We start from the raw sequence: 23,280 nt of genomic DNA, 5'->3' as shown, positions 1-23,280 counted from the left end.
TTTCGGATTATAGATGGAATATGAACAGAACCTGTTTGCATTCCTATACGCAGGTAGCACCTATAAAACTCGTATAGCATGTTATAGCTTTAACTATTTCTCCGCTACGGAAGGGGTTTACTGTGATGACAGTACACTTTTTGATTGGCCGCTCAGGTAGCGGCAAGACTACGAAAATATGGGAGGATATCTCCTCCCGTCTCGAAGCGGAACCACTGGGTGTGCCGATTATTGTGCTTGTCCCGGAGCAGGGCTCCTTCGGTGCAGAGCAAGGGCTGCTGAAGACGGGCAAGACGAAGGGCAGCATCCGTGCCCAGACGCTGAGCTTCTCGCGGCTGGCCTACCGGGTGAAGCAGGAGACCGGAGGCAGCGCGAGTCTGCCGATCAGCGAGGAAGGCAAGAAGATGCTGATCTACAAGATCATCAGCCGCCGCAAGGAAGAGCTGAAGCTGTTTGGTCAATCAAGCGACAGACCGGGCTTTGTAGAACGGCTTAGCCAACTGCATACGGAGCTGAAGCGCTGCTGCCTGGGCACTGCTGATCTGGAGGAGCAGATCGCCCGAATGCGGGACTCCATAGGGCGAAGTCCCATTCTCGCAAGCAAGCTGGATGATGTACATATGGTGTTCCGAGAGTTGGAACAGGAAATGTCCCGGCTGTACATCGATGAGGAGGATCGGCTGGCTGAGCTGGCTGAACATATTCAGGAGTCTTCTTATATTCGCGGTGCGGAAATCTGGGTGGACGGTTTTCACGGCTTCACAACACAGGAATTTGCCGTGCTGCGGGAGCTGATGCTATATGCCGCTAAAGTCACGGTCGCTTTGACACTGGACCGGATATATCCTGCGGGCATGCAGCCTCATGAGCTGGAGCTGTTTCATCCCGCAGCAGTAACCTGTATCAAGCTTCGCGGAATGGCAGAGGAAATGGGCCTGACGGTATGGGATGAACTTCTGGCACCACCGGTGCTGCCGCGTTTTGCCGGAAGTCCTGTCCTTGCCCATTTGGAGAAGGGGTTTGGCCGGCGAATCCGCTGGAACGGTGCCGCTTCAGAGGTTACAGATGCGATTACCCTTACTGCGGCAGCTTCGCGCAGAGCCGAAGTAGAAGGAAGCCTGAGGGAGATGCTCCGTCTTGCTCGTGAGGAAGGTGCAAAATACGGGGAGATGGCAGTATTTATGCGCAATATTGCCGACTATGAACAGCTTGTGGTTCCCCTGTTCCAGGACTACGGAATCCCATTCTTCCTTGATCAAAAGATGAATGAGCTGCATCATCCGCTAGTAGAATTTATCCGCTCTGCCTTTGATGTGGTACGCAGACGGTGGCGGTATGAGGATGTGTTCCGCTGTGTGAAGACGGAGCTGTTGCTGCCGATGGACTACAGTGTGACGCGCGCCGATATGGATGCACTGGAGAATTATGTGCTGGCTTGCGGTATTCAGGGCCACCGCTGGACGAATGGCCGGTCCTGGAAAGGAATTCCGAGTCTGTCGCTGGAAGGCGAGAGAGTCGTGGATGAAGTGCTCCTGGCAAGAATGGAAGCATGCCGGGAGATTATTACAGGTCCGCTTCAGGCTTTTGAGAAGCGGGTCAAAACAAGCCGCAGCGGACTGGAACTGTGCAAGGCGGTTTATTTTCTTCTGCAGGACACGGACGCCGCACGCAAGCTGGAACAGATGAGTGCCAAGGCGTTAGGGCTGGGGCAGCCTGAAGCGGCCCGCGAGCATACCCAGCTATGGGGAGCGGTACTGGATCTGCTGGATCAGATTGCCGAGATGATGGGTAACGAAAGAATGGAGTTTGACATTTTTGCCGGGGTACTGGAGACAGGCTTGGCTGAACTGAAGATGGGGCTGGTGCCGCCTGCGCTGGATCAGGTGCTGGTGGGAACTATGGACCGCACCCGGGTATCGGGAGTCAAATATGCCTTTTTACTGGGATTCAATGAAGGGGTTGTTCCCGCCCAATTCAAGGAAGACGGCATCCTCTCGGAAGGGGAACGTATGCTGCTGGAGAATGCCGGGATGGAGCTTGCTCCAGGTTCTTCCCGCAAGCTGCTGGATGAGCGTTTTCTGATTTACAATACACTCACTACAGCAAGCCGTAAGCTTTGGATCAGTTATGCGACAGCGGATGAAGAAGGCAAGGCCCTGCTGCCATCCGAAATGATCCGCCATTTGCACGGCATGTTTCCAGGGGCACTGAAAGAGCAGTTTGTTTCCGGATTTCCATCAGCTGCGGCTGAATCGGCAGAAGAAACTGAGGCGCTTGAAGCGCTGCATACGGGTTTTGTGGGTCACCCGGAACAGACGCTGCGCATGCTGATTATGCAGCTTCGGCAGTGGCGGCAGGGCGTGGACATTCCCGCACTCTGGTGGGATGTTTATAACTGGTTTATCACGGATGAGGAGCATGGATCGAAGCTGGTAAAGCTGCTCGGTTCACTGTTCTACCGCAATGACGGAATCCGGTTGAAGCAGGAGACCAGTCTGCGCTTATACGGCGGAACAACAGTGCGGGGCAGTGTATCTCGCATGGAAAAATTCGTCGCCTGCGCCTTCTCGCATTTCGCTTCCTACGGACTGAGACTGAAGGAACGCCAGCTCTACAAGCTGCAGGCCCCGGATATCGGTCAGCTGTTCCATGCCGCTCTCAGCGATATGGCTTTACGGCTGCAGAAGCAGGGACGCAGCTGGGGAAGTATGACGGCGGAGGAATGCCGCCGTGAGGCCGGGGAGACTGTGGACAGGCTCTCACCGCTTCTCCAAGGTGAAATCCTGATGAGCAGTAAGCGTTACGGATATATCTCCCGCAAGCTCAAGAACATCGTCGGCCGCGCCTCTGTGATCCTTGGGGAACATGCCAGACGGGGCAGCTTTGAGCCGGTGGGGCTTGAGCTTGATTTTGGACCGGGCAAGGACCTTCCGCCGCTTAGAATCACCCTGCCAAACGGCTGCGTGATGGAGGTGGTGGGCCGGATTGACCGTGTGGATATGGCCGAAGGCGAGCAAGGCATTCTGCTGCGGGTCATCGACTATAAATCCAGCCAGAAGGACCTCAAGCTGCATGAGGTCTATTACGGGCTGTCGCTGCAAATGCTTACCTACCTGGATGTTCTGCTCACCTATTCGGAGCAATGGCTCGGCAAGACTGCTCTTCCTGCCGGAACGCTCTATTTCCATGTGCATGATCCGCTCTTGACTTCAGCGAATGGCATGAACCGCGAGCAGGCAGAGCAGGAACTAATGAAGCGTTTCAAAATGAAAGGGCTGCTGACGGCTGACCGCGAAGTAGTCTCGCTTATGGATACCACTCTGGACAAGGGGCATTCCTCGATTGTACCGGTGGCACTGAAGAGCGACGGGAGCTTTTACAGCAGTGCTTCGGTCGCTACGCCTGAGCAATGGGGACATCTGCTGACCTCGGTACGCAGCACGATCACCGATATCGGGACACGCATTACCGAAGGTGATGTGGCCATTCAGCCTTACCGGATACAGCAGGAAACAGCCTGCACCTTCTGCTCTTACCGGCCGGTATGCCAGTTCGATGAGGCTGTGGAAGGCAATGCTTACAACATTCTCGGCAAGCCGGGCAAAGAAGTCATCTGGGACCTGCTATCCCGCGAAGGAGGAGAAAAGCCATGATACGAAAAGCGGAACTAGAGCCCAAACCGGAAGGAAGCCTATGGAGCGACGACCAATGGCGCGCTATCGCTGTGAGCGGTGATGATATCCTGGTCGCGGCGGCGGCAGGCTCCGGCAAGACTGCGGTGCTGGTCGAACGGATTATCCGTAAAATCAGCAGCGAAGAGAACGGGTTCAGTGTAGACCGGCTGCTGGTGGCCACGTTTACAAAGGCAGCGGCTGCTGAAATGCGGCAGCGCATCCGCGAGGCACTGGAACGAAAGCTGGAGGAGGAATCCGGGGATGAAGAAGGGAGCCAGGGCTATGAGCATCTGCGCCGCCAGCTTGCCCTGCTCGGCAAAGCTTCGATTACGACGCTGCATTCCTTTTGTCTGGAAGTCATCCGGCGTTATTACCAGCTCATTCCCATTGATCCGGGTTTTCGGATTCTGAATGAGCATGAAGCAGAGATGATGCGCCAGGAGCTGCTGGAGGAGTTGCTTGAAGAGAAATATGGAGAAGTGAGAGAAGACGGGGAAGATACTGTTTTTGTACAGCTGGCTGACTGGTTCAGCGGTGAACGCAGTGATGATGCTGTGCATGCGCTGGTACAGCGGCTGCATGATTTTGCGCGCAGCCATCCCTGGCCGGCGGAGTGGCTGCGGGGTACCGCTGCGGATTTCTCACTGCCGGACACGGAAGCCCTTAGCCACACGCCATGGGTCCAGAGTATTATGGCGGAAGCGAAGCTGACACTGGACGGGGCTGCGAGTCAGCTCCGCCAGGGCCGGGATATCGCTTTGCAGCCCGGGGGGCCCGCTCCTTATGCTGAGAATCTGGCTGCGGATCTGGAAATGGTGCAATCGCTGCAGGAAGCTCTGGAACTCCGTCCGTGGGCCGAGTTGTATGATATTTTTATGGAAATATCGTTTGGAAAGCTGAAAGCCTGCAAGAAGGACTCGACCGATCCCGGGCTGCAGGAGACGGTGAAGGATCTCCGTGACAGTGTGAAGAAGAACCTGCTGGAGCTGCAGAAATCCCTATTTGGGCGCCCGGCCGAGGCCTTTTTGGGCGAGCTGCATGAGGCGGCACCGCTGATGCGGGAGCTTGCGGAGACGGTAATCGAATTCGGTGAACGCTACCGGATTGAGAAGGCAGGCCGTGGCCTGGTTGATTTCAGTGATCTGGAGCATTACTGCCTGAAGATCCTGCGCCACGAGGATTCTGCACCTGGTCATTCCGTGCCATCGGATGCGGCGATGGAGTACCGGGACCAGTTCGACGAAGTGCTGCTGGATGAATATCAGGATACAAATAGCGTGCAGGAAGAAATTGTGCGCCTGATCTCCCGCGAATCCCCGGGCAACCGCTTTATGGTTGGAGATATGAAGCAGAGCATCTACCGTTTCCGGCTGGCGGAGCCGGGACTGTTTCTGGATAAATACCGGAGCTTTGGCTCAATCACAGGCAACAAAAGTGATGGCGTAACCGGGACTGGGGAGGATGCCAGGGGGGATGAAATCCCGGATCCAGGCAAGACGGAAGGCGGCTCGGTAATCGATCTGGCCCGCAACTTCCGCAGCCGCCTGGAGGTGGTTAATGCGGTAAATATGATTTTCCGGCAGATTATGGACAGTAAGGTTGCTGAAATAAGCTATGATGAGCGCGCAGAACTGGTCTACGGAGCACATTTCCCGGGGGCTGAGGAAAAAGGGCCAGATCTTTATTTTGCCCCTGAGCTGCTGCTAATCGACCGGGGGACATCGTTGTCCGGACGCTCAGAAGAGCTGGCTGAGGACGGGGAGCTTCCTCCGCAGGAGAATGAAGCGATTGAGAGTGAAACCGCACAGCTTGAGGCGAGGGCTATTGTGCGGCGCATCTCGCAGATGACCGGCATGAGCGGCGGTGAGCCGCTGCTTATTTATGATAAAGCCCTGAAGATCATGCGCCCGGTTGTTTACGGCGATATAGTCATTCTGCTGCGGTCCGCGCGGATCTGGACACCGCTGATGATCGAGGAGCTGCGTCTGGAGGGTATCCCGGCGTATGGTGACCAGAACAAGGGTTACTTTCAGGCTACCGAAGTAGAAATTGCCCTTTCGCTGCTGCAGATTGTGGACAATCCCCGTCAGGACATCCCGCTGGCTGGCGTGCTACGTTCACCTGTGGTGAATTTGCGTGAAGAAGAGCTGGCTTTGGTGCGTCTTTGCAGCAATGGTTCATTTTTTGATGCTGTCCTTGCGGCAGCCGGGGAAGAGAACAAGGCAGACTATTCTTCAAAATCTTTACATGCGGAAATACAGCAGGCAGCAACAGGACTGGCAAAGGCTGTTCAAGCCGAGAGTGCTGCTGCTAATGAAGCAAGCCTGGCACAAAGCGGTGGATTAGCGGAAGATAGAGCCGCTGCCGGAGGCACGCCGGAGATTCCTGTGCAGCTTCAGACGAAGCTGCAAGCTTTTCTGAAGCTGCTTGAGGGCTGGAGAAATGCCGCCCGGCAGGGCAGTCTCAGTACATTGATCTGGCGGATTTATGGTGAGAGCGGCTATCTGGAGTGGGTCGGCGGCCTGCCTGGAGGCTTTCAGCGCCAGAACAATCTGACAGCACTGTATGACCGGGCTGTACAATTTGAAAAAGACACCTCTGCGCGAGGATTGTTCCGCTTCTTGGTGTTCATGAACCGGCTGAGAGAAAACGGCGGAGACTTGGGCGTGGCCGGAGGAACGGGCGAAGAGGCCGGTGGAGTCAGAATTATGACCATTCACAAATCCAAGGGTCTGGAGTTTCCGGTGGTGTTTCTGGCCGGGATGGCGAAGCCGTTCAACCGTCAGGATTTGTATTCCCCGTTCCTGATGCATAAAGAGCTAGGATTCGGACCGCGTTTTGTAGAACAAGATACCCGGGTCAGCTACCCTACACTTCCTTATCTGGCCATTAACCGCCGTTCCCGGCTGGAACTGCTGGCAGAGGAGATGCGTGTGCTCTATGTCGGATTAACCCGGCCGCGTGACAAAATGATCCTTGTCGGCACGGTAAGAGATTTATCCCGCACCCTTGCAGGCTGGAGCAGCGTGCAAGCCCGTGAAGAATTACTGCTGGAGGACCATTTGCTGGCCCGGGGACGCAGCTATTTAGATTGGGTAGGACCGGCACTCATCCGGCATCCAGGAGCAGCTATTCTCCGTAAGCTGGCAGGAACAGAGGGATCTGTATCTGCGGTACTGCATAATGATGCTTCCAATTGGAGTATCTCAGCGGTGAACGCGGCAGAACTCAGTTCCGGCTCTCTTGCTGCGGCTGGTACAACGGATCAGAATGAGGAACGGTATACTATGCTCGAAGCATTGAAGTGCGGCCGCAGTGTGGCATTTAAGAGCACAAGTAGAGAGACTGATATCACCGCACGACTGAACTGGGTCTATCCTTATGCCGCCGCATCCGGGATTCCCGCCAAAACATCAGTCACCGAACTGAAATCGATGCTGTCCATGCAGGAGCAGCCTTCCTATGATTTGCTGGAAGAGTCCCGGCTCCCGGCTTCGGGGAACAGCCTGGCACGCGGGGTGGCAGGAACAGATAGTCTGCATCTGCGGCGCCCAAAATTTATGGAGAAACGTGGCTTGTCGTCTTCAGAGCGGGGAACGGCCTATCATACGGTCATGCAGCATGTTCCGCTGGAAGGTGTTGTAGACCGTGTTGTCCTGGAAGCCACAATAGCACGTCTTACACGGCTTGCCATTCTCACAGACGAGCAGGCTGAGGCAGTTGAGCTTGGTGAAATTGAGGCGTTTTACATGGGGGAAATGGGCCGGAGGCTAATTGGGGCTCCCTGGAAAAGAAGAGAACAGCCTTTCAGCTATATGGTTCCGGCAAGTGAGGCCTACCATGGACTCATTGATCTCAATGAAGCGGCAGCGGGACTTGAAGCTTCTGAAGTAAGCCCGGTCATGGGGGAATCCGTCCTGATTCAAGGTGTAATCGACTGCCTCTTCCGGGAGGAGGGACGGCTGATTCTGCTGGATTACAAGACGGATGCTGTTGTGGAGCATCAGGGCGGAATTGATTCTCTGAAAGAAAAGTACCGGTTTCAGCTGGAACTGTACAGCAAGGCGCTGCTGAATATTCTCGGGGAGCCGGTCAGCGAGATTTGGCTGTACTTTTTTGACGGTGGTCATGCTGTAAAGCTATAAATCGATCCATATTTTTGTTGATGAAACTATAAATCTATCAATTGAGAAATACCGCATGAGGGCGGGGAAAAGAGGACGACAATGCGCATATTGCATACGGGGGACTGGCATCTGGGCCGGACGCTGGAAGGAAGAAGCCGGCAGAAGGAGCAGGAGCAGTTCATCGATGAGCTGGTAGAGATTGCCGATGATTCCCAGGCAGATCTTATTCTGATGGCGGGAGATGTCTATGATTCCGTGAATCCACCGGCAGCAGCAGAGCAGCTGTTCTACGATGCTGCCGCCAGACTTACGGCAAATGGCCGTCCGCTGGTGGTCATTTCCGGCAATCATGATCAGCCTGAGCGTGTAGTATCCGTATCCCCGCTAGTCCGCAGACAGGGCATTACACTGGTGGGTTTGCCTACCTCTGAGCCGGTGACGGTCCATGCCGTACGTACAGGAGAAATCGCCAAAATCGCTGCCCTTCCATATCCCTCCGAAGCCCGGCTGGGCGAACTGCTCGCCGGGGATAGCGGAGAAGATGAGCTTCGTCTTGCCTACAGCGCAAGGGTAGGCAGGCTGATGAACATGCTGGGGCGGGAATTCACACCTCATACGGTCAATTTGGCGATGAGTCATATCTATGTCCTGGGCGGGGTAGAGAGTGATTCGGAGCGTCCTATTCAGGTCGGCGGGGCGTACACCGTTGATCCCTCAGCGCTGTCATGCGGCGCACAATATACAGCGCTTGGGCATCTTCACCGTGCCCAGCGTGTGAAAGGCGACGGCATGATCCGTTATAGCGGATCGCCTCTGGCCTACAGCTTCTCTGAAGCGGGTCAGGCCAAGTCCGTGGCATTGCTTGAGATTGCACCTAGCGGAGAACCTTCCTTTGAGGAAATCTATTTGCGCTGCGGCCGTCCTCTGGTGAACTGGAAGTCTTCCGGCGGGTTACAGGAAGTATACAACTGGCTGGACGAAGGCCGGGATGCAACAGCTTTTATTGATCTGGAGCTCCGCCTGACGGAAGCGATGTCGCTGAATGATATCCAGCGGCTGCGCAAATCCAGAGAGGGGATCATCCATATTCGTCCGGTGTATCCGCAGATGGAGCAGGAGCTTGAGGAGATGGCCCGCTCGCGCATGCCGGTGCAGGAGCTGTTCCGGAGATTCTACCAGCGGCAGACCGGCGGGGCAGAGCCTGAGGACAGCCTGATTGAACTGTTCCTGGAGCTGGCGGAAGAAGAGCGGCGCGAGCCTGCGGAAGGGGAGGACAACTGAAGTGAAGCCAATTCTACTAAAGGTAGCCGGGCTGCAAAGCTATAGAGAGCAGCAGGAGATTGATTTTGCGAGTCTGACCGAGACAGGACTATTCGGTATTTTTGGGCCGACGGGAAGCGGCAAATCCAGTTTGCTGGACGCGATCACACTGGCCATGTATGGCAAAGTGGAACGGGCAGTGAACGGGACACAGGGAATCATGAACCATTCCGAGGACCAGCTTAGCGTGGCATTTACTTTTGAGCTAACTTCCTCAGCAGGCCCCCGCCGTTACCGGGTCGAACGGAAATTCAAGCGGACCGGGGACCAGTCCGTGAGCAATACAATCAGCCGTTTCATCGAGGTTGCAGATGACGGTGATCACGTGATGGCCGATAAGCTGGCAGATGTTACACGCTGTGTAGAGGAGCATATCGGACTTAAAATGGATGATTTCACCCGGGCCGTTGTGCTGCCGCAGGGTAAGTTTGCTGAGTTTCTGTCACTGCGCGGTGTAGACCGTAGACAAATGCTCCAGCGTCTTTTTCATCTGGAGCAGTACGGTGACGGGCTGGCGCTGAAGCTTAGCCGCCGGGTGAAGGAGAATGAGGCTGCACTGCGCGCACTGGAGGCTGAGCAGCAGGGGCTGGGCAGTGCAGGCAAGGCGGATGTTGAGGCTGCTGAGCAGCGCCTGCAGGAAGCGGTCCTCCAGGCGGCAGATTGCCGCAAGCTGCTGGATGAGGCGGTGCTGCGGGCGGAACGCTATGCCCGCATCCGTGAGCTGCAGGACGAGCGATCCCGCCGTGAGGGTCAGCGGCAGGCTTTGCTTGCGCAGGAGGCAGATATCCTCCTGCTGGAGCAGAAGCTCGGCAAGGCTGACGAAGCCGAGAAGATGCTGCCCGCGCTGAAGGCCTGGCGCAGCGCAGAAGAGGGCTGGAAGAGCCGATTGGCCCGTGCGGAGGGCCAGGAGGTTCAGGCTGCCGCAGCCGAGCGGAAGGCGGCGGAGCTGGCCACGGCGGAAGCGGCGGCGCAGGCCGCGCTGGCCGCGGAGGAGCCCGCCCTCCGGCAGGGGGCGGATACCTACCGCCGCGCGCTCGAGCTGGAAGCTGAGCTGGGCGGACTGCGGCGCGAGCGCACAGCGGTGCTGGAGCGCCGCGATGAGGTCTCCCGCGGGCTCGCTGCCCGGCGGGAGAGCATGGCCCGGGAGCGTGAGCTTTTGGCCAAGGGCCAAAAGCGCCAGCAAGAGCTGCAGCAGAGCCTGCAGCCGCTGGCGGTCCGCTCCCAGGAGCGGCAGACGCTGCAGGAAGCCATGCAGCGTCTTCAGGGCCTGCGTTCCGCCTCCTCCCAGCGGGAGACAGCGGAACGGGAACGCGCCGAGCGCGCCGCGGTGCTCGCGGCGGCAGAGGCGCGGCTCGCCGCCGCCGGCGACCGGCGGCGCTCGCTTGAGGCGCAGCGCGGCGCGGGAATCGCCGCCGCAGCGCTGCACCTGGAAGAGCTGCGCGCCGGAGAGGCCGCAGCGGGAGCCGCCGCCGATCAGCTGGAGCTTCACGGAAGCACGCTTGCGGCGGTGCTCAAGGGCCAAGAGCGGCACCGGCTCTCTCTGTCGCTCGCCAGTGAACTGCAGGACGGGCAGCCGTGTCCGGTCTGCGGCAGCCAACATCACCCCACCCCTGCGCTGGCAGAGGACAGCGGGGAGCGGGAAGAGCTGGAGCGCCAGCTTGAGCAGTCCCGTGCGTTAGGCAGACGGGCGCTTGAAGCGCGTCATCTGTTCCGCAGCCTGCTGGAGCAGGATGTGACCTGGCTGGAGCAGGTGTACGGCGAAGGGGCAGCAGAATCCTTCGCAACACCTGCAGCTGCGGGTCTGGAACAAGGCAGCGCTATCGGCTCAGCCTCGTCTTGGACCTCGGCATCTTCAGATCGCCCTGTAGCCCTGGCCAATCCATCTGGAGCTTCGGCTCCTGCCGGTCTCTCTTCTGATCCTGTTTCATTCAGCACTAATACAGTTTTGGCTGAGCAGGCATTATCCGGATTGGAAAATGATTATTCTGCTCTAAAAATCCGCTCCGGCGAGCTTCGCCGAAGTGCGGCAGAATGGCAGCGCTCCTTGCAGGAAGAGCAGCAGCTGACTCACAAGGAAGCAGCGGCGGCGGAAGCCGAAGCAGCTTGGGTGCAAGGCATTACAGCCAAGGCCGCGGATCTGGCACGGCAGCTGGATGAGCTCCATAACGAATGGACGCGGCTCTTTCCGGAGCTGGCTCCGGATGATGCAGAGCATGCCTACCGTGAAATGCAGAAGAAGGATGAGCAAGCTGAAGAAATCAGGGGACGGCTGGAGATTAGCGTCAAGTTTCTGGATGACAAGAGCACTTCCGTACAGGTGCTTCAAGAGGAAATAGCGTCCTTAGACAAGGAACTGGCCCAGTGGAACGCACAGCTGGAAGGCAAAGAGGCGCTGGAGAGCGAGAAGGAGCAGCGCCTCCTGGAGTGGACTGGCGGCAGGTCTGCTGCCGTTTTGCTGGCGGAATGCGAGCAGCGCCTGCAGGCGCTGCAGGCGGGTCTGGACAGCAGCAGGCAGTCTCACCGGACAGCAGCGGAACAGGCACAGCATGCGGTGAAGGAAGCAGCTATCAGCCGCCAGGCGGCGGAGTCTGCCCGGGAGCATTATGCTGCGGCTGCCTCGTATTGGGAAGACAGTTTGAAGGCCTCGCTGTTTGCTTCAACCTTTGAGGTAGAAGGTGCGGCGCTCACCCCTGAAGAGCGGACGGAGGCGGGAGCCCGGGTGCGGGCCCACCGTGATGGTGAAGCAGAAGTTACGCTGCAGCTGCGGAATATTGAAGAGAAGCTGGGAGGGACTGTTCTAAGCACAGAGGAATGGCAAGAGAGCCAGGAAACCCTGCGCAGATGCAAGGATGACGATGAGGCCGCTTTGCAGGGCCGGGCACGTGCTGAACGTGATCTGGAAGACTTGCAGCACCGCCACGTCCGATGGATGGAGCTTGAAGGGAAGCGTGCGGAGCATGCTGAGCTTCAAGACCGGCTGTCCAAGCTGCAGACCGTGCTGAGGGGAAACGCCTTTGTAGAATATATTGCGGAGGAGCAGCTCATGCAGGTATGTCAGGCAGCATCACAACGGCTTCGTTTCCTGAGCAAGCAGCGTTATGCGCTTGAGGTGGATTCCGGCGGCGGGTTTGTCATTCGTGATGACGGGAATGGCGGAGTAAGACGACCTGTATCCACCTTATCCGGCGGAGAAACGTTCCTGACCTCTTTGTCCCTGGCACTGGCGCTTTCGGCTCAGATCCAGCTGCGTGGGCAGTATCCGCTGCAATTCTTTTTCCTGGATGAAGGCTTCGGTACATTGGACCCGGATCTGCTCGACACAGTAATCACATCACTCGAAAGACTGCATAACGACCAGCTCTCCGTTGGGATCATCAGCCATGTTCCTGAGCTGAGGGCACGTCTGCCCCGCAAGCTCGTTATCGTTCCGGCAGAGCCGGGAGGCGGAGGTTCGAGGATTATTTTGGAAAAAATGTGATGCCTGATATACAATGTGATAACTGTCACAGATACAGTATCATACCCTTGTTATAATACAGCTAAGCCGACATCATTTTGAAACACCTCGGCGGACGTATGACCGGGAGTTTTGCTCCTTTTCATACGTCCGCCGCCGAATCAGCTTTTTGAGCTGATAGGGTGTTTCTTTTTTTTTGTCTTTTTTTCATGGCAGAAATGTATAATGAATTCCCAGCAATCTGTATCTATAACAGAGCTGATGATCTTCAAATTCCATGATTTATATAAAATGAGTTTTTGAATTTTCTATTATGGATCTGCTGTGACTACAGACAGTCCACATTCCTACTCCCTATGCTTCCACATTCTCCCTGAGCCAACTCCCCGTTGCCACCGTTATCGTCACTGTCACAGTCACCTGTCTTTCCCAATCCGCAATTATCCTGTATGATAAGAGACATAAAAATAATGATGCCGCGAAGTAAGCCATTCTCGAGCACGGATTAGCACAAGCTGGATTCACCTGCTGGCTTTTCACCACAACTATAGGAGGAAGCGTCCCGATGGAAACCGTGTTTAGCAAAATCATTGAAGGTTCGATACCTTCCAAGAAGGTATTCGAAAATGAACGGATTCTGGCTTTTTATGATATTGAGCCTGCAGCTCCGGTACATGTGCTGATTATTCCAAAGAAGTTCATAGCTTCCATGAATGACGTTGCACCTGAGGACCTGCCGCTAATCGGTGAGATTCATGCCGTGGCACAGCAAATTGCTGTCCAGCTTGGGATTGCAGACAGCGGATACCGCCTGATTAACAATTGCGGACCGGACAGCGGACAAGCCGTGCCTCATCTCCACTATCACTTGCTTGGCGGGGCCAAATTAGGCGCACTTGTCGGAAATTCGGCATCTCACGCCTGACAGATTTTAAATACGGAAATACCTGGCCGAAAAAAAGAATAACACGAAGGTTGACACCATATTTCGCTTTGACCTATAATGAAATTTGATGAACCGTGTTGTTATGCTCTTGGACGGTCTGGTCGGAGGGAGGGAAAACTGGTGTCTGAAACGAAAGTTCGCAAAAACGAGACAATTGATGCTGCACTTCGTCGCTTTAAACGTTCCATTGCTAAAGATGGTGTCTTGGCTGAGGTGAAGAAACGCAAGCATTATGAAAAGCCAAGCGTAAAGCGCAAGAAGAAGTCTGAGGCTGCTCGTAAGAGAAAGTTTTAGGAGGATTACCCACGCATGAATCTTAGCGAACGATTAAACGAAGATATGAAGCAAGCGATGAAGAGTAAGGACAAGTTCACACTCTCCACGATTCGAATGGTTCGTTCTACAATAAAGTATCTTGAAATAGATTTGAAGAGAACATTAGACGACAACGAAGTGCTTGATATCCTTAGTCGTGAAATCAAACAGCGCAAAGATGCCCTCCAAGAATTTGAATCAGCGGGTCGCGACGAGCTTGCCGCGAGTACGAAGGCAGAAATCGAGATTATCATGAAATACCTACCTGAACAGCTTTCCGAAGAAGAAATTAAAGTAATTGTACAGCAGACCATCCAGGAAACCGGTGCTTCTTCGAAAAGTGAAATGGGTAAGGTGATGAGCGCACTGATGCCTAAGGTAAAAGGTCGCGCCGATGGTAAACTCGTGAACCAGGCGGTTCTGCAATTTCTGCAATAATATAACGCTAGCACCCCTTTATTAAGGGGTGTTTTTCATTTTTCGGGGAATTTATGCATGTATAGGTTTATAAGATTATGTTAGGGACACATTCTATGAATAGACTTTGATGTGTCTCTTTTTATGCTGCATTCTTTAACTTCGTTTGAAACGCTTGTGTCTAAGGGGCGTACTATGCTCTAAGAGCTGGAATTATGTGAAGAGGAGGTAGAACCTTGGACAGATTTCGTAAAATCGCGGTATCCAGTATTTCCTTTCTCCTATTACTGCTGCTGCTGATACCGATAACGGGTGTGGCAAGCGCAGATAAGGCTTCACCGCGTACATCGGCAGCTGCGCCTGTGTCCAAGAATGGACCTGTATTTATCATTCCGGTAGATCAGGAAATTGAACGTGGGCTCCAGAGCTTTCTGGAGCGGGGATTCCAGGAGGCGGCAAACTACGGGGCTGTTCTGATTTTGCTGGAAATAGATACACCGGGCGGACTCGTGGATTCAGCCGAACAGATCGGCATGATGGTACGCGACAGTAAAATTCCGACTGTAGCCTATATCAGGGGGGATGCCGCTTCGGCAGGCAGCTACATTGCGCTGAACGCAGGAAACATCATTATGAAACCGGGTAGTATGATTGGTGCGGCTTCCCTGGTGGACGGCAGAGGAAATAGTGTGGAAGACGCTAAGATCACGTCCTATTGGAAATCAAAAATGGTCGGTGCCGCTGAGCTGAACGGGCGTGATCCGGAAATAGCTGCCGGGATGATGGATAAGAATATTGTCGTCAACAAGCCCGAGCTTGGTGTGAAAAAGGCACAGGGCGAGATTATCGCACTAAGCAGCGATGAAGCGCTCAAAGCCGGGTACGCAGACAGCATCGCAAGTACGCCTGAAGAAGCGATTACCTCACTGGGCTATTCCACAGACGACATTTTTCGCGTGGAGCATACCGGTGCGGAAAAAATGTCGCATTTTCTGACCAATCCGATTGTGATGACGATTCTGCTCTTCATCGGAATTGCGGGAATTGTCATTGAGATGCTGGTTCCGGGCTTTGGTGTTCCGGGGATTATCGGCACATTGGCCTTTGCGCTTTATTTCTTCGGTAATTACGTGGCGGGCTTTGCCGGTGCAGAGACCTGGCTGTTGTTCATTCTGGGACTTGTGATGCTGATTCTGGAGCTGTTTGTCCCGAGCTTTGGCATACTCGGTATCCTGGGCTCAGTACTCCTCGTAGCGGGCGTAGTAAGGGCTGCTTACAGCTATACACATGCGTTGTTCAGTCTGGGCATTGCTTTTGCGGCAGCGGCAGTAGTCATTATTGCTGTGGCTGTCACTTTCAAGGAGCGGGGGATATGGAACCGGTTTATTCTGAAGGACAGTCTAACCAAAGAGCAGGGATTTGTGCCTGTATTGGAGAAGCTTAGTTTGATTGGAGCCTCTGGCGTCAGTATAACACCGCTTCGTCCGGCAGGAACGGCTAGTCTGAATGGGGAGCGGGTGGATGTGGTTACCGAGGGCTCCTTTATTGACACAGGTGTTTCCATTTCGGTGATCAAGGTCGAAGGCGGACGAGTGGTTGTGAAGGAAGCCGCGAAATAAGAATTGTGAAATTACATTTTAACGGAGGTTGGAAGAGGTATGATTGAAGCGTCTACTATTACGATTTTGCTGATCGCGGTTGTTGTAATTGTTGTATTGAGTGTGTTTTTCAGCTTTTTCCCGGTCATGTTATGGGTTTCAGCCTGGGCTGCCGGAGTGAAAATCAGTATTATTACCCTGGTGGCGATGAGACTTCGGCGGGTTACGCCAAGCCGGATCGTCAATCCGCTGATCAAGGCAACCAAGGCGGGGCTTGGCGTGAATATTAATCAGCTCGAAAGCCATTATCTGGCGGGCGGGAATGTAGACCGGGTTGTGAATGCGCTAATTGCCGCGCAGCGTGCAGACATTCCGCTGGAATTCACACGTGCCGCTGCAATCGATCTTGCTGGACGCGATGTGCTGCTGGCGGTGCAGATGAGTGTTAATCCGCGCGTGATCGAGACTCCGATTGTAGCCGCAGTAGCCAAGAACGGTATCGAGGTTAAGGTAAAAGCGAGAGTAACCGTACGCGCCAACATTGACCGCCTCGTCGGCGGTGCAGGTGAAGAAACCATTATCGCCCGTGTAGGGGAGGGGATCGTCACCACAGTAGGTTCAAGTGATTCCCATAAGGACGTGCTGGAGAATCCGGATTCCATCTCCCGGACTGTATTATCTAAGGGACTAGATTCGGGGACGGCTTTTGAAATTCTGTCCATAGATATCGCGGACATTGATGTAGGGAAGAATATTGGTGCCTATCTGCAGACCGAACAGGCTGAGGCAGATAAGCGCATTGCCCAGGCCAAAGCAGAGGAGCGCAGAGCAATGGCTGTCGCCCATGAGCAGGAAATGAAGGCCCGTGTCGTTGAGATGAAAGCACTTGTAGTCGAGTCCGAGTCCAAAGTGCCGCTGGCTATGGCGGAAGCGCTGCGCTCTGGCAAACTTGGAGTTATGGATTATATGAATCTCAAAAATATCGAAGCTGACACCCAAATGCGCGGCTCGCTTGGCAAACTAAACGACGGTGATGACAACACCCGTCCAACCAATAAATAAGGGGATGTGAGTCCCATGGGCAGCTTGATTTATGTAGCAGCGATTATCATCATCGCAATCATTTCGAGTCTGAATAAGGCGGGTAAAAAGAAGGGGGACCCCGCTCCGCGCGGAGGAATGCCTACTTTTGGCAGTGGAGGCGGGAATCCCCTTCAACCTTCCGGGCGAACGCAGAGCAAGCCGAAAAATGAGCGCAGTGGTTTTCCTGTTCCCGGAGGCGATTCCCCTAACCTTAGCAGGCCTTTGGCTTCCTTCCCGGAAACGGGGGATGAGGCATCTCCGGCATGGCCGGAATCTGCAGAGTCGCCATCCCCCGATTACCAAACCGGTGAAGGTGTTTCTTTAGAGCAAGCCTGGGGAGATGGCGTACAAGTCCGTGCAGAGCGGATGGAGCGGGAGTTGAAACGCTTGGAATCGCAATTTACCGGAAGTGCGTCCACCGTGAGCTCTGGAAACGCCGGTAAACGGCCTGATGCCGCCCAGGAGGTTGACCGGGATTTCAGGGCAGACCGCAAGGCGCTGCAGGACGGTCTTCGATGGGCGGAAATACTGGGTCCCCCGCGATCGCGGCAGCCCCGTACTTTTCGCAGATAACCTATGAGCTTCGGATTCCTATGAGGGGTCCGGAGCTTTTTTGCTTCATGTTAACCTGCACTTGTTATTCGCTTCCCGAGTTCTTCTCATAAACAAAAGCGCTCCCGCATAAGGTGTACAGAAGGCAGGAAGGGGGAGAAGTCTACTTATGACCCGTATAGGCCGCAGGCTGCGGGGATGGACAAACGGGGTGCTGGATCTTCCGCAGGACGTACTGCAGGAGCTGCCCCGAATCACCCTGATCGGCAATAAAGAACTGTATATTGAGAACCATCGCGGTGTGCTGCATTTTTCCTCCGGGCAGCTGAAGCTGGCGTTAGTTAACGGTTCGCTGGAGATTTCCGGCGAGGGGCTGATGATACGCAATATATTAGGCCAGGAGCTGACGGTAGAGGGAGTTATCGGAGAAATCAGATATAAGGGAAGCGAGGAGAAAACATGAAGGAACCGCCTCTGTCATCACTGCGGGGGTTCGTTACACTGCATGTGACGGGACCGCAGGTGGAAAAGTTTATCAACGCCGTAACCGAAGCAGGAATCGTGATCTGGGACGTGAGGCCTGCCGGCAACGGTGCTTCCCTGAACCTGTTACTGGATGACTTTTTTGTCCTTCGGCCGCTCTTGAAAAAGACAGGCTGCCGCTCGCGGGTCACAGCCAGATACGGACTGCCGTTCCGGGCGGCCAGGCTGTGGAAACGGAAGTTTTTTGCCGCAGGCGTGCTGCTGTTCGGAATTGGCCTGCTGCTGTTATCCTCGATGGTATGGACCATTCGAATTGAAGGCAACAACCGGATTGCTTCTGAGGATATCCTGCAGGCCGCACGACAAGAGGGGGTATACCCCTTCCAGTGGATTTGGCGAATGAATGATCCGGACAAGCTCTCCAAAGCGCTGACCTCAGAGCTTCCGGGTGTCTCCTGGGTAGGGGTGCAGCGGACTGGGACGAGCGTCAAAATCCAGATTGTGGAGTCCGACCAGCCGGAGAAAAAGCCTCTGCTCAGCCCGCGGCACCTGGTCAGCAGGACCGATGCAGTGGTCAGCGAAATCTACGCGGAGCAGGGCAGACCTGTAGTAAGCCGAAACACACGGGTTAAAAAAGGGCAGATATTGATCTCCGGCACACTGGGTGATGAAGAAAATATGGAATCTGTTGTTGCTAAAGGCGAGGTGAAAGGGCTCGTCTGGCATGAATACAATATAGAGGTACCGCTGAAAAGATCGGGAAGCTCCTATACTGGAGAACGGAAGGACCGCACCTATCTGGTGCTTGGCAAATGGGCGATTCAGCTGTGGGGATACGGTGTTTCCGGCTTTACAGAATCACGTACGCTTACGGAGCATGATCCGCTGACGTGGCGGTCATTCCAGCTGCCGCTGGGGCTGATGACCGAGAAGGAGATGGAGGTCCGTAGCACAACTGATACACTGACACCCGAGGCTGCGCGGCAAGAAGGGATTACGGGGGCGAAGAACGATATTTTGGCCCGTTACGGCACGGACAGCACCATAAAAAGTCAAAAAATTTTGCATGAGAAGAAAGACAATGGTAAAGTTTATATGAAAGTGCTCTTTGAAGTGGAAGAGAGAATCACGGAAGAACTTCCGATAGTAAACAACTGAGGAGAATGAGGCTACTTGTCAGAACAGACTGCAAGCATTCGTATATCTTTGCAAAATGCGGGAGAAGCGCAATCCCTGTTCGGCCCGCAGGATGGTTTTCTGAAAATAATCGAAAGTGAAATTCCTGCCGTGATTGACTCGCGTGAAGCTGAAATTACGGTTCGCGGAGCGGAGCGGGAAGTGGACATGCTGGAACAGCTGTTTGGTGTGCTGCTCTCCCTGATCCGCAGCGGCTACATACTCAGTGAACGGGATATTCAGTATGCGGTGGAGCTGGCCAAGGATTTCCGGGCCGACCAGCTGCTTGATTTGTTCAAAGGTGAAATCACGACCACCTTCCGTGGCAAACCTATCCGGGTCAAAACGATTGGCCAGAAGCATTACGTAACTACCATCAAAAAGCGGGACATCGTCTTCGGCATCGGTCCAGCCGGTACCGGCAAAACCTATCTTGCCGTTGTGCTGGCTGTTACAGCGCTGAAGGAAGGCTCCGTCAAACGTATAGTCCTTACACGCCCGGCTGTGGAAGCAGGAGAGAGCCTGGGCTTCCTTCCTGGCGATTTGCAGGAAAAGGTAGATCCGTACCTCCGTCCGCTTTACGATGCCTTATACGACGTTATGGGCCCCGATCAGGTCGCTAAGGCATTGGAACGTGGGTTGATTGAGATCGCTCCGCTTGCTTACATGCGCGGGCGTACGCTGGATGACTCCTTTATCATTCTCGACGAAGCCCAGAATACAACCCCGGAACAGATGAAAATGTTCCTGACCCGCCTTGGATTTGGCTCCAAGATGGTAATCACGGGGGATGTCACCCAGATCGACCTGCCGCGCGGCAAGAAATCGGGCCTGATCGAAGCCAAAGCGATTTTATCCGGCATTGATGAGCTGGGTTTTGTCTATTTCGCAGAACAGGATGTAGTCCGGCATTCCCTGGTACAGAAAATTATCGTCGCCTATGAACGCTCTGCCGAAAACCGCGAATAAAAAAGGGGACTGTCTTCATGGCCTCAAAGCAACCATCCAAATTAAGCGGATTTGTATACAGCAACAACGGCTGGAAGTATAGCGCGGTAACGCGCTATGCTCTTTTCCTGTTACTTGGGCTCATTTTCTACTTCAGCCTGTCGTCAGATCTGGTACCCAAGAAGTATGATATCAAAGAGGGAACCCACAGTGCCAAGGAAATCACAGCACCCAAGCAAATCCTAGACACCAAAGCCAAGCTTAAAGCCCAGGAAGAAGCGGCTGAGAATGTAACCAACCGTTATGCAATCATACCAATGAGAGCGGATAATCTCGTAACCTCCCTGCTCGACCGGATTGACCGGCTGAACCAGGATGATCTCATCTCGCAATCCGACAAAACGGCTATTTACCGGGAGGAGATTCCTCAGCGGGCCAATGATTTTATTTTGAATTTTGTGACCTCCAGCCGAAGTTCCGGTACCTATTCCGAACATCTGCTGGATGAAATGCAGTCGGTGATCAAGGATCAGACGTATGTTATTCCAGAAGAGACCTTTATCAAGATCCCGCGTCTGACCTCTCAGGATATAATCGAGATGAAGCCGGTTGCCCGGGATATCGTAACGAAGCTAATGAACGATCAGATTACAGACGCCCAGTCTGCACGTGCCAAAGTGGCTGAGCAGGTCAGCGTCAGTTCGCTTAGCCAGCGCACGGCCCGTGAGGTTGTGCAGGAACTGGTGCGGCTCGTGATTACAAGCAACAAGTTCTACGATGAGGATGCGACCAAAGAAGCCAAGGTACAGGCCCGGGAGAATACGCCTGATGTGTTCATTGAGCAAGGGGATGTACTTGTTGCCAAAGGGGAGCTAATCACTCCCGAGTTATATGCACTTCTGGATGACAACGGCCTGCTGAGCAACGAGGTTAATTATTGGCCGCAATTTGGTCTGCTGCTGCTTTCGGCTATGCTATCCTTTGGCCTTTTGACCTTCATCCGTTATAACGGGGGAACCTCCGGCTTTAAGTACAATAACTCCCAGCTGCTGATGCTGGTGCTGGTATTCATAATTACGATAATTACGATGAAGCTGGCTGCGTTCCTGCAGACAGATGTACGTTCTTATGTCGGTTTTCTGGCCCCGGTTGCTATTGGTGCAATGTTAATCACCATGCTGCTGGATATGACCCTGGCATACTTTTGTTCCATTTTGATCAGTATACTTGCCAGCATCATCCTAAATGTGCAGCAGAACACCGTGTTTGATTTCACCTTCGGGTTCTTTGCACTTATCGTTTGTTATGTCGCCATCTTTGCCACACACCGCGCGGGACAGCGTTCCACGCTCCTCAAAGGCGGGATCATGGTATCCTTGTTCGGCTGCTTGACTGTATTTATGCTTACGGTGCTTGGCGGAGGCGTCTGGAATCAGACGCAGACGCTCTATGCGATTGGCTTCTCTTTTGCCAGCGGTCTGCTGACTGCCGTGCTGGTTATCGGTCTGATGCCTTTCTTCGAGGCTACCTTCGGTATCCTGTCGGCGCTGAAGCTCGTCGAACTGTCGAACCCGAACCATCCCCTGCTGCGCAAGCTGCTTACGGAAACGCCGGGTACTTATCATCACAGCGTGATGGTTGGCAACCTGTCGGAAGCGGCGGCGGAGGCTATTGGAGCAGATGGACTGCTCTGCCGGGTCGGCTCCTATTATCATGATATTGGCAAGACCAAACGGCCGTTTTATTTCATAGAGAACCAGAACAACATGGAGAATCCACATGATTCGATCGAGCCGATGCTCAGTAAATCAATCATTGTGGCACATGCAAGGGATGGGGTGGAAATGCAGAAGGAGTACAAGCTGCCGAAGCCAATCCGCGATATTGCTGAACAGCATCACGGCACAACATTCCTGCATTATTTTTACCACAAGGCACTGAAACTGGCTGAGGAAAAGGGTGTGGAGCCCGATTTCACCGAAGAGGACTTCCGGTACCCCGGACCGAAGGCTCAATCCAAAGAATCCGCCGTGGTCGGAATCGCCGACAGTGTGGAAGCCGCCGTCCGCTCGCTCCGCAAACCTACAGTTGTGCAGGTAGAGACGATGATTGAGAAAATCATCAAGAGCCGGCTGGACGATCATCAGTTCGATGAATGCGACCTCACGATCAAGGAGCTCGATATTATCGCGCGGACACTGAAAGAGACGGTAATGGGGATTTTTCACTCACGGATTGAATATCCCGAGGATGTGAAAAAACCGAAAAAAGAGGAAGGGGCCGTAACAACATGAGTTTAGCAATCGTTTGGAACAACGAGCAGGAAGAGCATCTTATAAGCGATGAGCTGATCACCCTACTGGAGAATATTCTGCAAAAGGCAGGACAAATGGAAGGGATTGACGAAGGCGAAGTGGATCTTACTTTTGTCAATAATGAGCGTATTCACGAATTGAATATGGAGTACAGGGGGATTGACCGTCCGACGGATGTACTCTCCTTTGCCATGAACGAAACCGGAGAAGATGAGCCGGAAATTATATATGTTTCCCAGGACAATGGGGAAGGAGAGGATGTGCCTTATGTTCTGGGCGACATCATTATCTCTGTGACCCGGGCGCAAGAGCAGGCGCTGGAATATGGACATTCCCTGGAACGCGAGCTTGGTTTCCTGTTTGTCCACGGTTTCCTGCACCTGCTGGGCTATGATCATCAGGATGAGGCTTCGGAGGCTGAAATGATGTCCAAGCAGGAGCAAGTGCTGGTCCAGGTCGGGTTGACCCGCTAATGGTCAAGAATACAGCGGTAGGCCATAAAAAGTTCTGGCACTCTTTTCGATTTGCTGCGCATGGCATAGCTTCGGCGTTCAAATCTGAGCTGAATATGAAGGTGCACAGCACTTTAGCTGCATTGGTGCTTGTTGCCGCTGTTCTATTCAGACTTCCCCTGTCCAGCTGGATGCTGCTGTTGCTTGTGATTACGCTCGTTTTGACCGCTGAGCTGCTGAATACCGCCATTGAGGCGACGATTGATCTGGTCTCCCCTGAGATACATCCCTTGGCTAAAAAGGCGAAGGATACCGCCGCAGGTGCTGTACTGCTCACGGCAGTCTTTGCGGTCATCGCCGGAATCTATGTATTTTATCATCCTGTGATGGACTGGATCACCGGACTTATGTCATAAT

General features: G+C 54.1%; 16 protein-coding genes. All 16 read left to right on the top strand.

Annotation, left to right across the window (positions count from 1 at the left end; translation table 11 throughout):
• Window positions 1-125 precede the first annotated feature (125 nt).
• Window positions 126-3,653, top strand: a complete 3,528-nt coding sequence (addB, locus tag A3848_RS14985; protein ID WP_074085711.1) for a helicase-exonuclease AddAB subunit AddB — start codon at window positions 126-128, stop codon at window positions 3,651-3,653.
• Window positions 3,650-7,819, top strand: coding sequence for a UvrD-helicase domain-containing protein (locus A3848_RS14980; protein WP_074085710.1), 4,170 nt, complete (start codon window positions 3,650-3,652; stop codon window positions 7,817-7,819). Before addB ends, A3848_RS14980 begins: the two co-directional genes overlap by 4 nt.
• Window positions 7,820-7,900: 81 nt before the next feature.
• A complete protein-coding gene (locus A3848_RS14975; protein ID WP_074085709.1) occupies window positions 7,901-9,082 on the top strand; it encodes an exonuclease SbcCD subunit D in 1,182 nt (393 codons plus the stop codon).
• Between the two features lies 1 nt (window position 9,083).
• Complete coding sequence (locus tag A3848_RS14970) at window positions 9,084-12,599, top strand: AAA family ATPase (RefSeq protein ID WP_074085708.1); 3,516 nt, start codon at window positions 9,084-9,086, stop codon at window positions 12,597-12,599.
• A 544-nt stretch (window positions 12,600-13,143) separates the two neighbouring features.
• Complete coding sequence (locus A3848_RS14965; RefSeq protein ID WP_074085707.1) at window positions 13,144-13,503, top strand: histidine triad nucleotide-binding protein; 360 nt, start codon at window positions 13,144-13,146, stop codon at window positions 13,501-13,503.
• A 141-nt stretch (window positions 13,504-13,644) separates the two neighbouring features.
• The gene (gene rpsU, locus A3848_RS14960; RefSeq protein ID WP_005547957.1) at window positions 13,645-13,818 is read left to right on the top strand and encodes a 30S ribosomal protein S21; all 174 of its coding nucleotides are present in this window, start codon (window positions 13,645-13,647) and stop codon (window positions 13,816-13,818) included.
• 15 nt (window positions 13,819-13,833) lie between these two features.
• Entirely contained in the window at window positions 13,834-14,277 is a 444-nt protein-coding gene (locus A3848_RS14955; RefSeq protein ID WP_074085706.1) for a GatB/YqeY domain-containing protein, read from the top strand.
• A gap of 215 nt (window positions 14,278-14,492) precedes the next feature.
• On the top strand, window positions 14,493-15,875 hold the full coding sequence (locus tag A3848_RS14950) for an NfeD family protein (RefSeq protein WP_074085705.1): 1,383 nt from the start codon (window positions 14,493-14,495) through the stop codon (window positions 15,873-15,875).
• 39 nt (window positions 15,876-15,914) lie between these two features.
• Window positions 15,915-16,916: a flotillin-like protein FloA gene (gene floA / locus A3848_RS14945; protein ID WP_074085704.1), complete on the top strand. Its 1,002-nt coding sequence runs from the start codon at window positions 15,915-15,917 to the stop codon at window positions 16,914-16,916.
• A gap of 15 nt (window positions 16,917-16,931) precedes the next feature.
• The gene (locus A3848_RS14940; RefSeq protein ID WP_074085703.1) at window positions 16,932-17,510 is read left to right on the top strand and encodes a hypothetical protein; all 579 of its coding nucleotides are present in this window, start codon (window positions 16,932-16,934) and stop codon (window positions 17,508-17,510) included.
• 148 nt (window positions 17,511-17,658) lie between these two features.
• A complete protein-coding gene (gene yqfC, locus A3848_RS14935; protein ID WP_074085702.1) occupies window positions 17,659-17,952 on the top strand; it encodes a sporulation protein YqfC in 294 nt (97 codons plus the stop codon).
• Entirely contained in the window at window positions 17,949-19,130 is a 1,182-nt protein-coding gene (gene yqfD, locus A3848_RS14930) for a sporulation protein YqfD (protein WP_074085701.1), read from the top strand. The genes yqfC and yqfD overlap by 4 nt, the downstream gene beginning before the upstream one ends.
• 15 nt (window positions 19,131-19,145) lie before the next feature.
• A complete protein-coding gene (locus tag A3848_RS14925) occupies window positions 19,146-20,117 on the top strand; it encodes a PhoH family protein (RefSeq protein ID WP_074085700.1) in 972 nt (323 codons plus the stop codon).
• A gap of 17 nt (window positions 20,118-20,134) precedes the next feature.
• Window positions 20,135-22,390, top strand: a complete 2,256-nt coding sequence (locus tag A3848_RS14920; RefSeq protein ID WP_074085699.1) for an HD family phosphohydrolase — start codon at window positions 20,135-20,137, stop codon at window positions 22,388-22,390.
• A complete protein-coding gene (gene ybeY / locus A3848_RS14915) occupies window positions 22,387-22,884 on the top strand; it encodes an rRNA maturation RNase YbeY (RefSeq protein ID WP_074085698.1) in 498 nt (165 codons plus the stop codon). The genes A3848_RS14920 and ybeY overlap by 4 nt, the downstream gene beginning before the upstream one ends.
• Window positions 22,884-23,279: a diacylglycerol kinase family protein gene (locus tag A3848_RS14910; protein ID WP_074085697.1), complete on the top strand. Its 396-nt coding sequence runs from the start codon at window positions 22,884-22,886 to the stop codon at window positions 23,277-23,279. Before ybeY ends, A3848_RS14910 begins: the two co-directional genes overlap by 1 nt.
• Window position 23,280 lies beyond the last annotated feature (1 nt).

The organism is Paenibacillus sp. P32E, assembly GCF_001909085.1.
Lineage (GTDB): Bacteria > Bacillota > Bacilli > Paenibacillales > Paenibacillaceae > Paenibacillus_AQ > Paenibacillus_AQ helianthi.
Note: the sequence above shows the minus strand (reverse complement) of the source record. Positions and strands in the feature narration are given on the sequence as shown.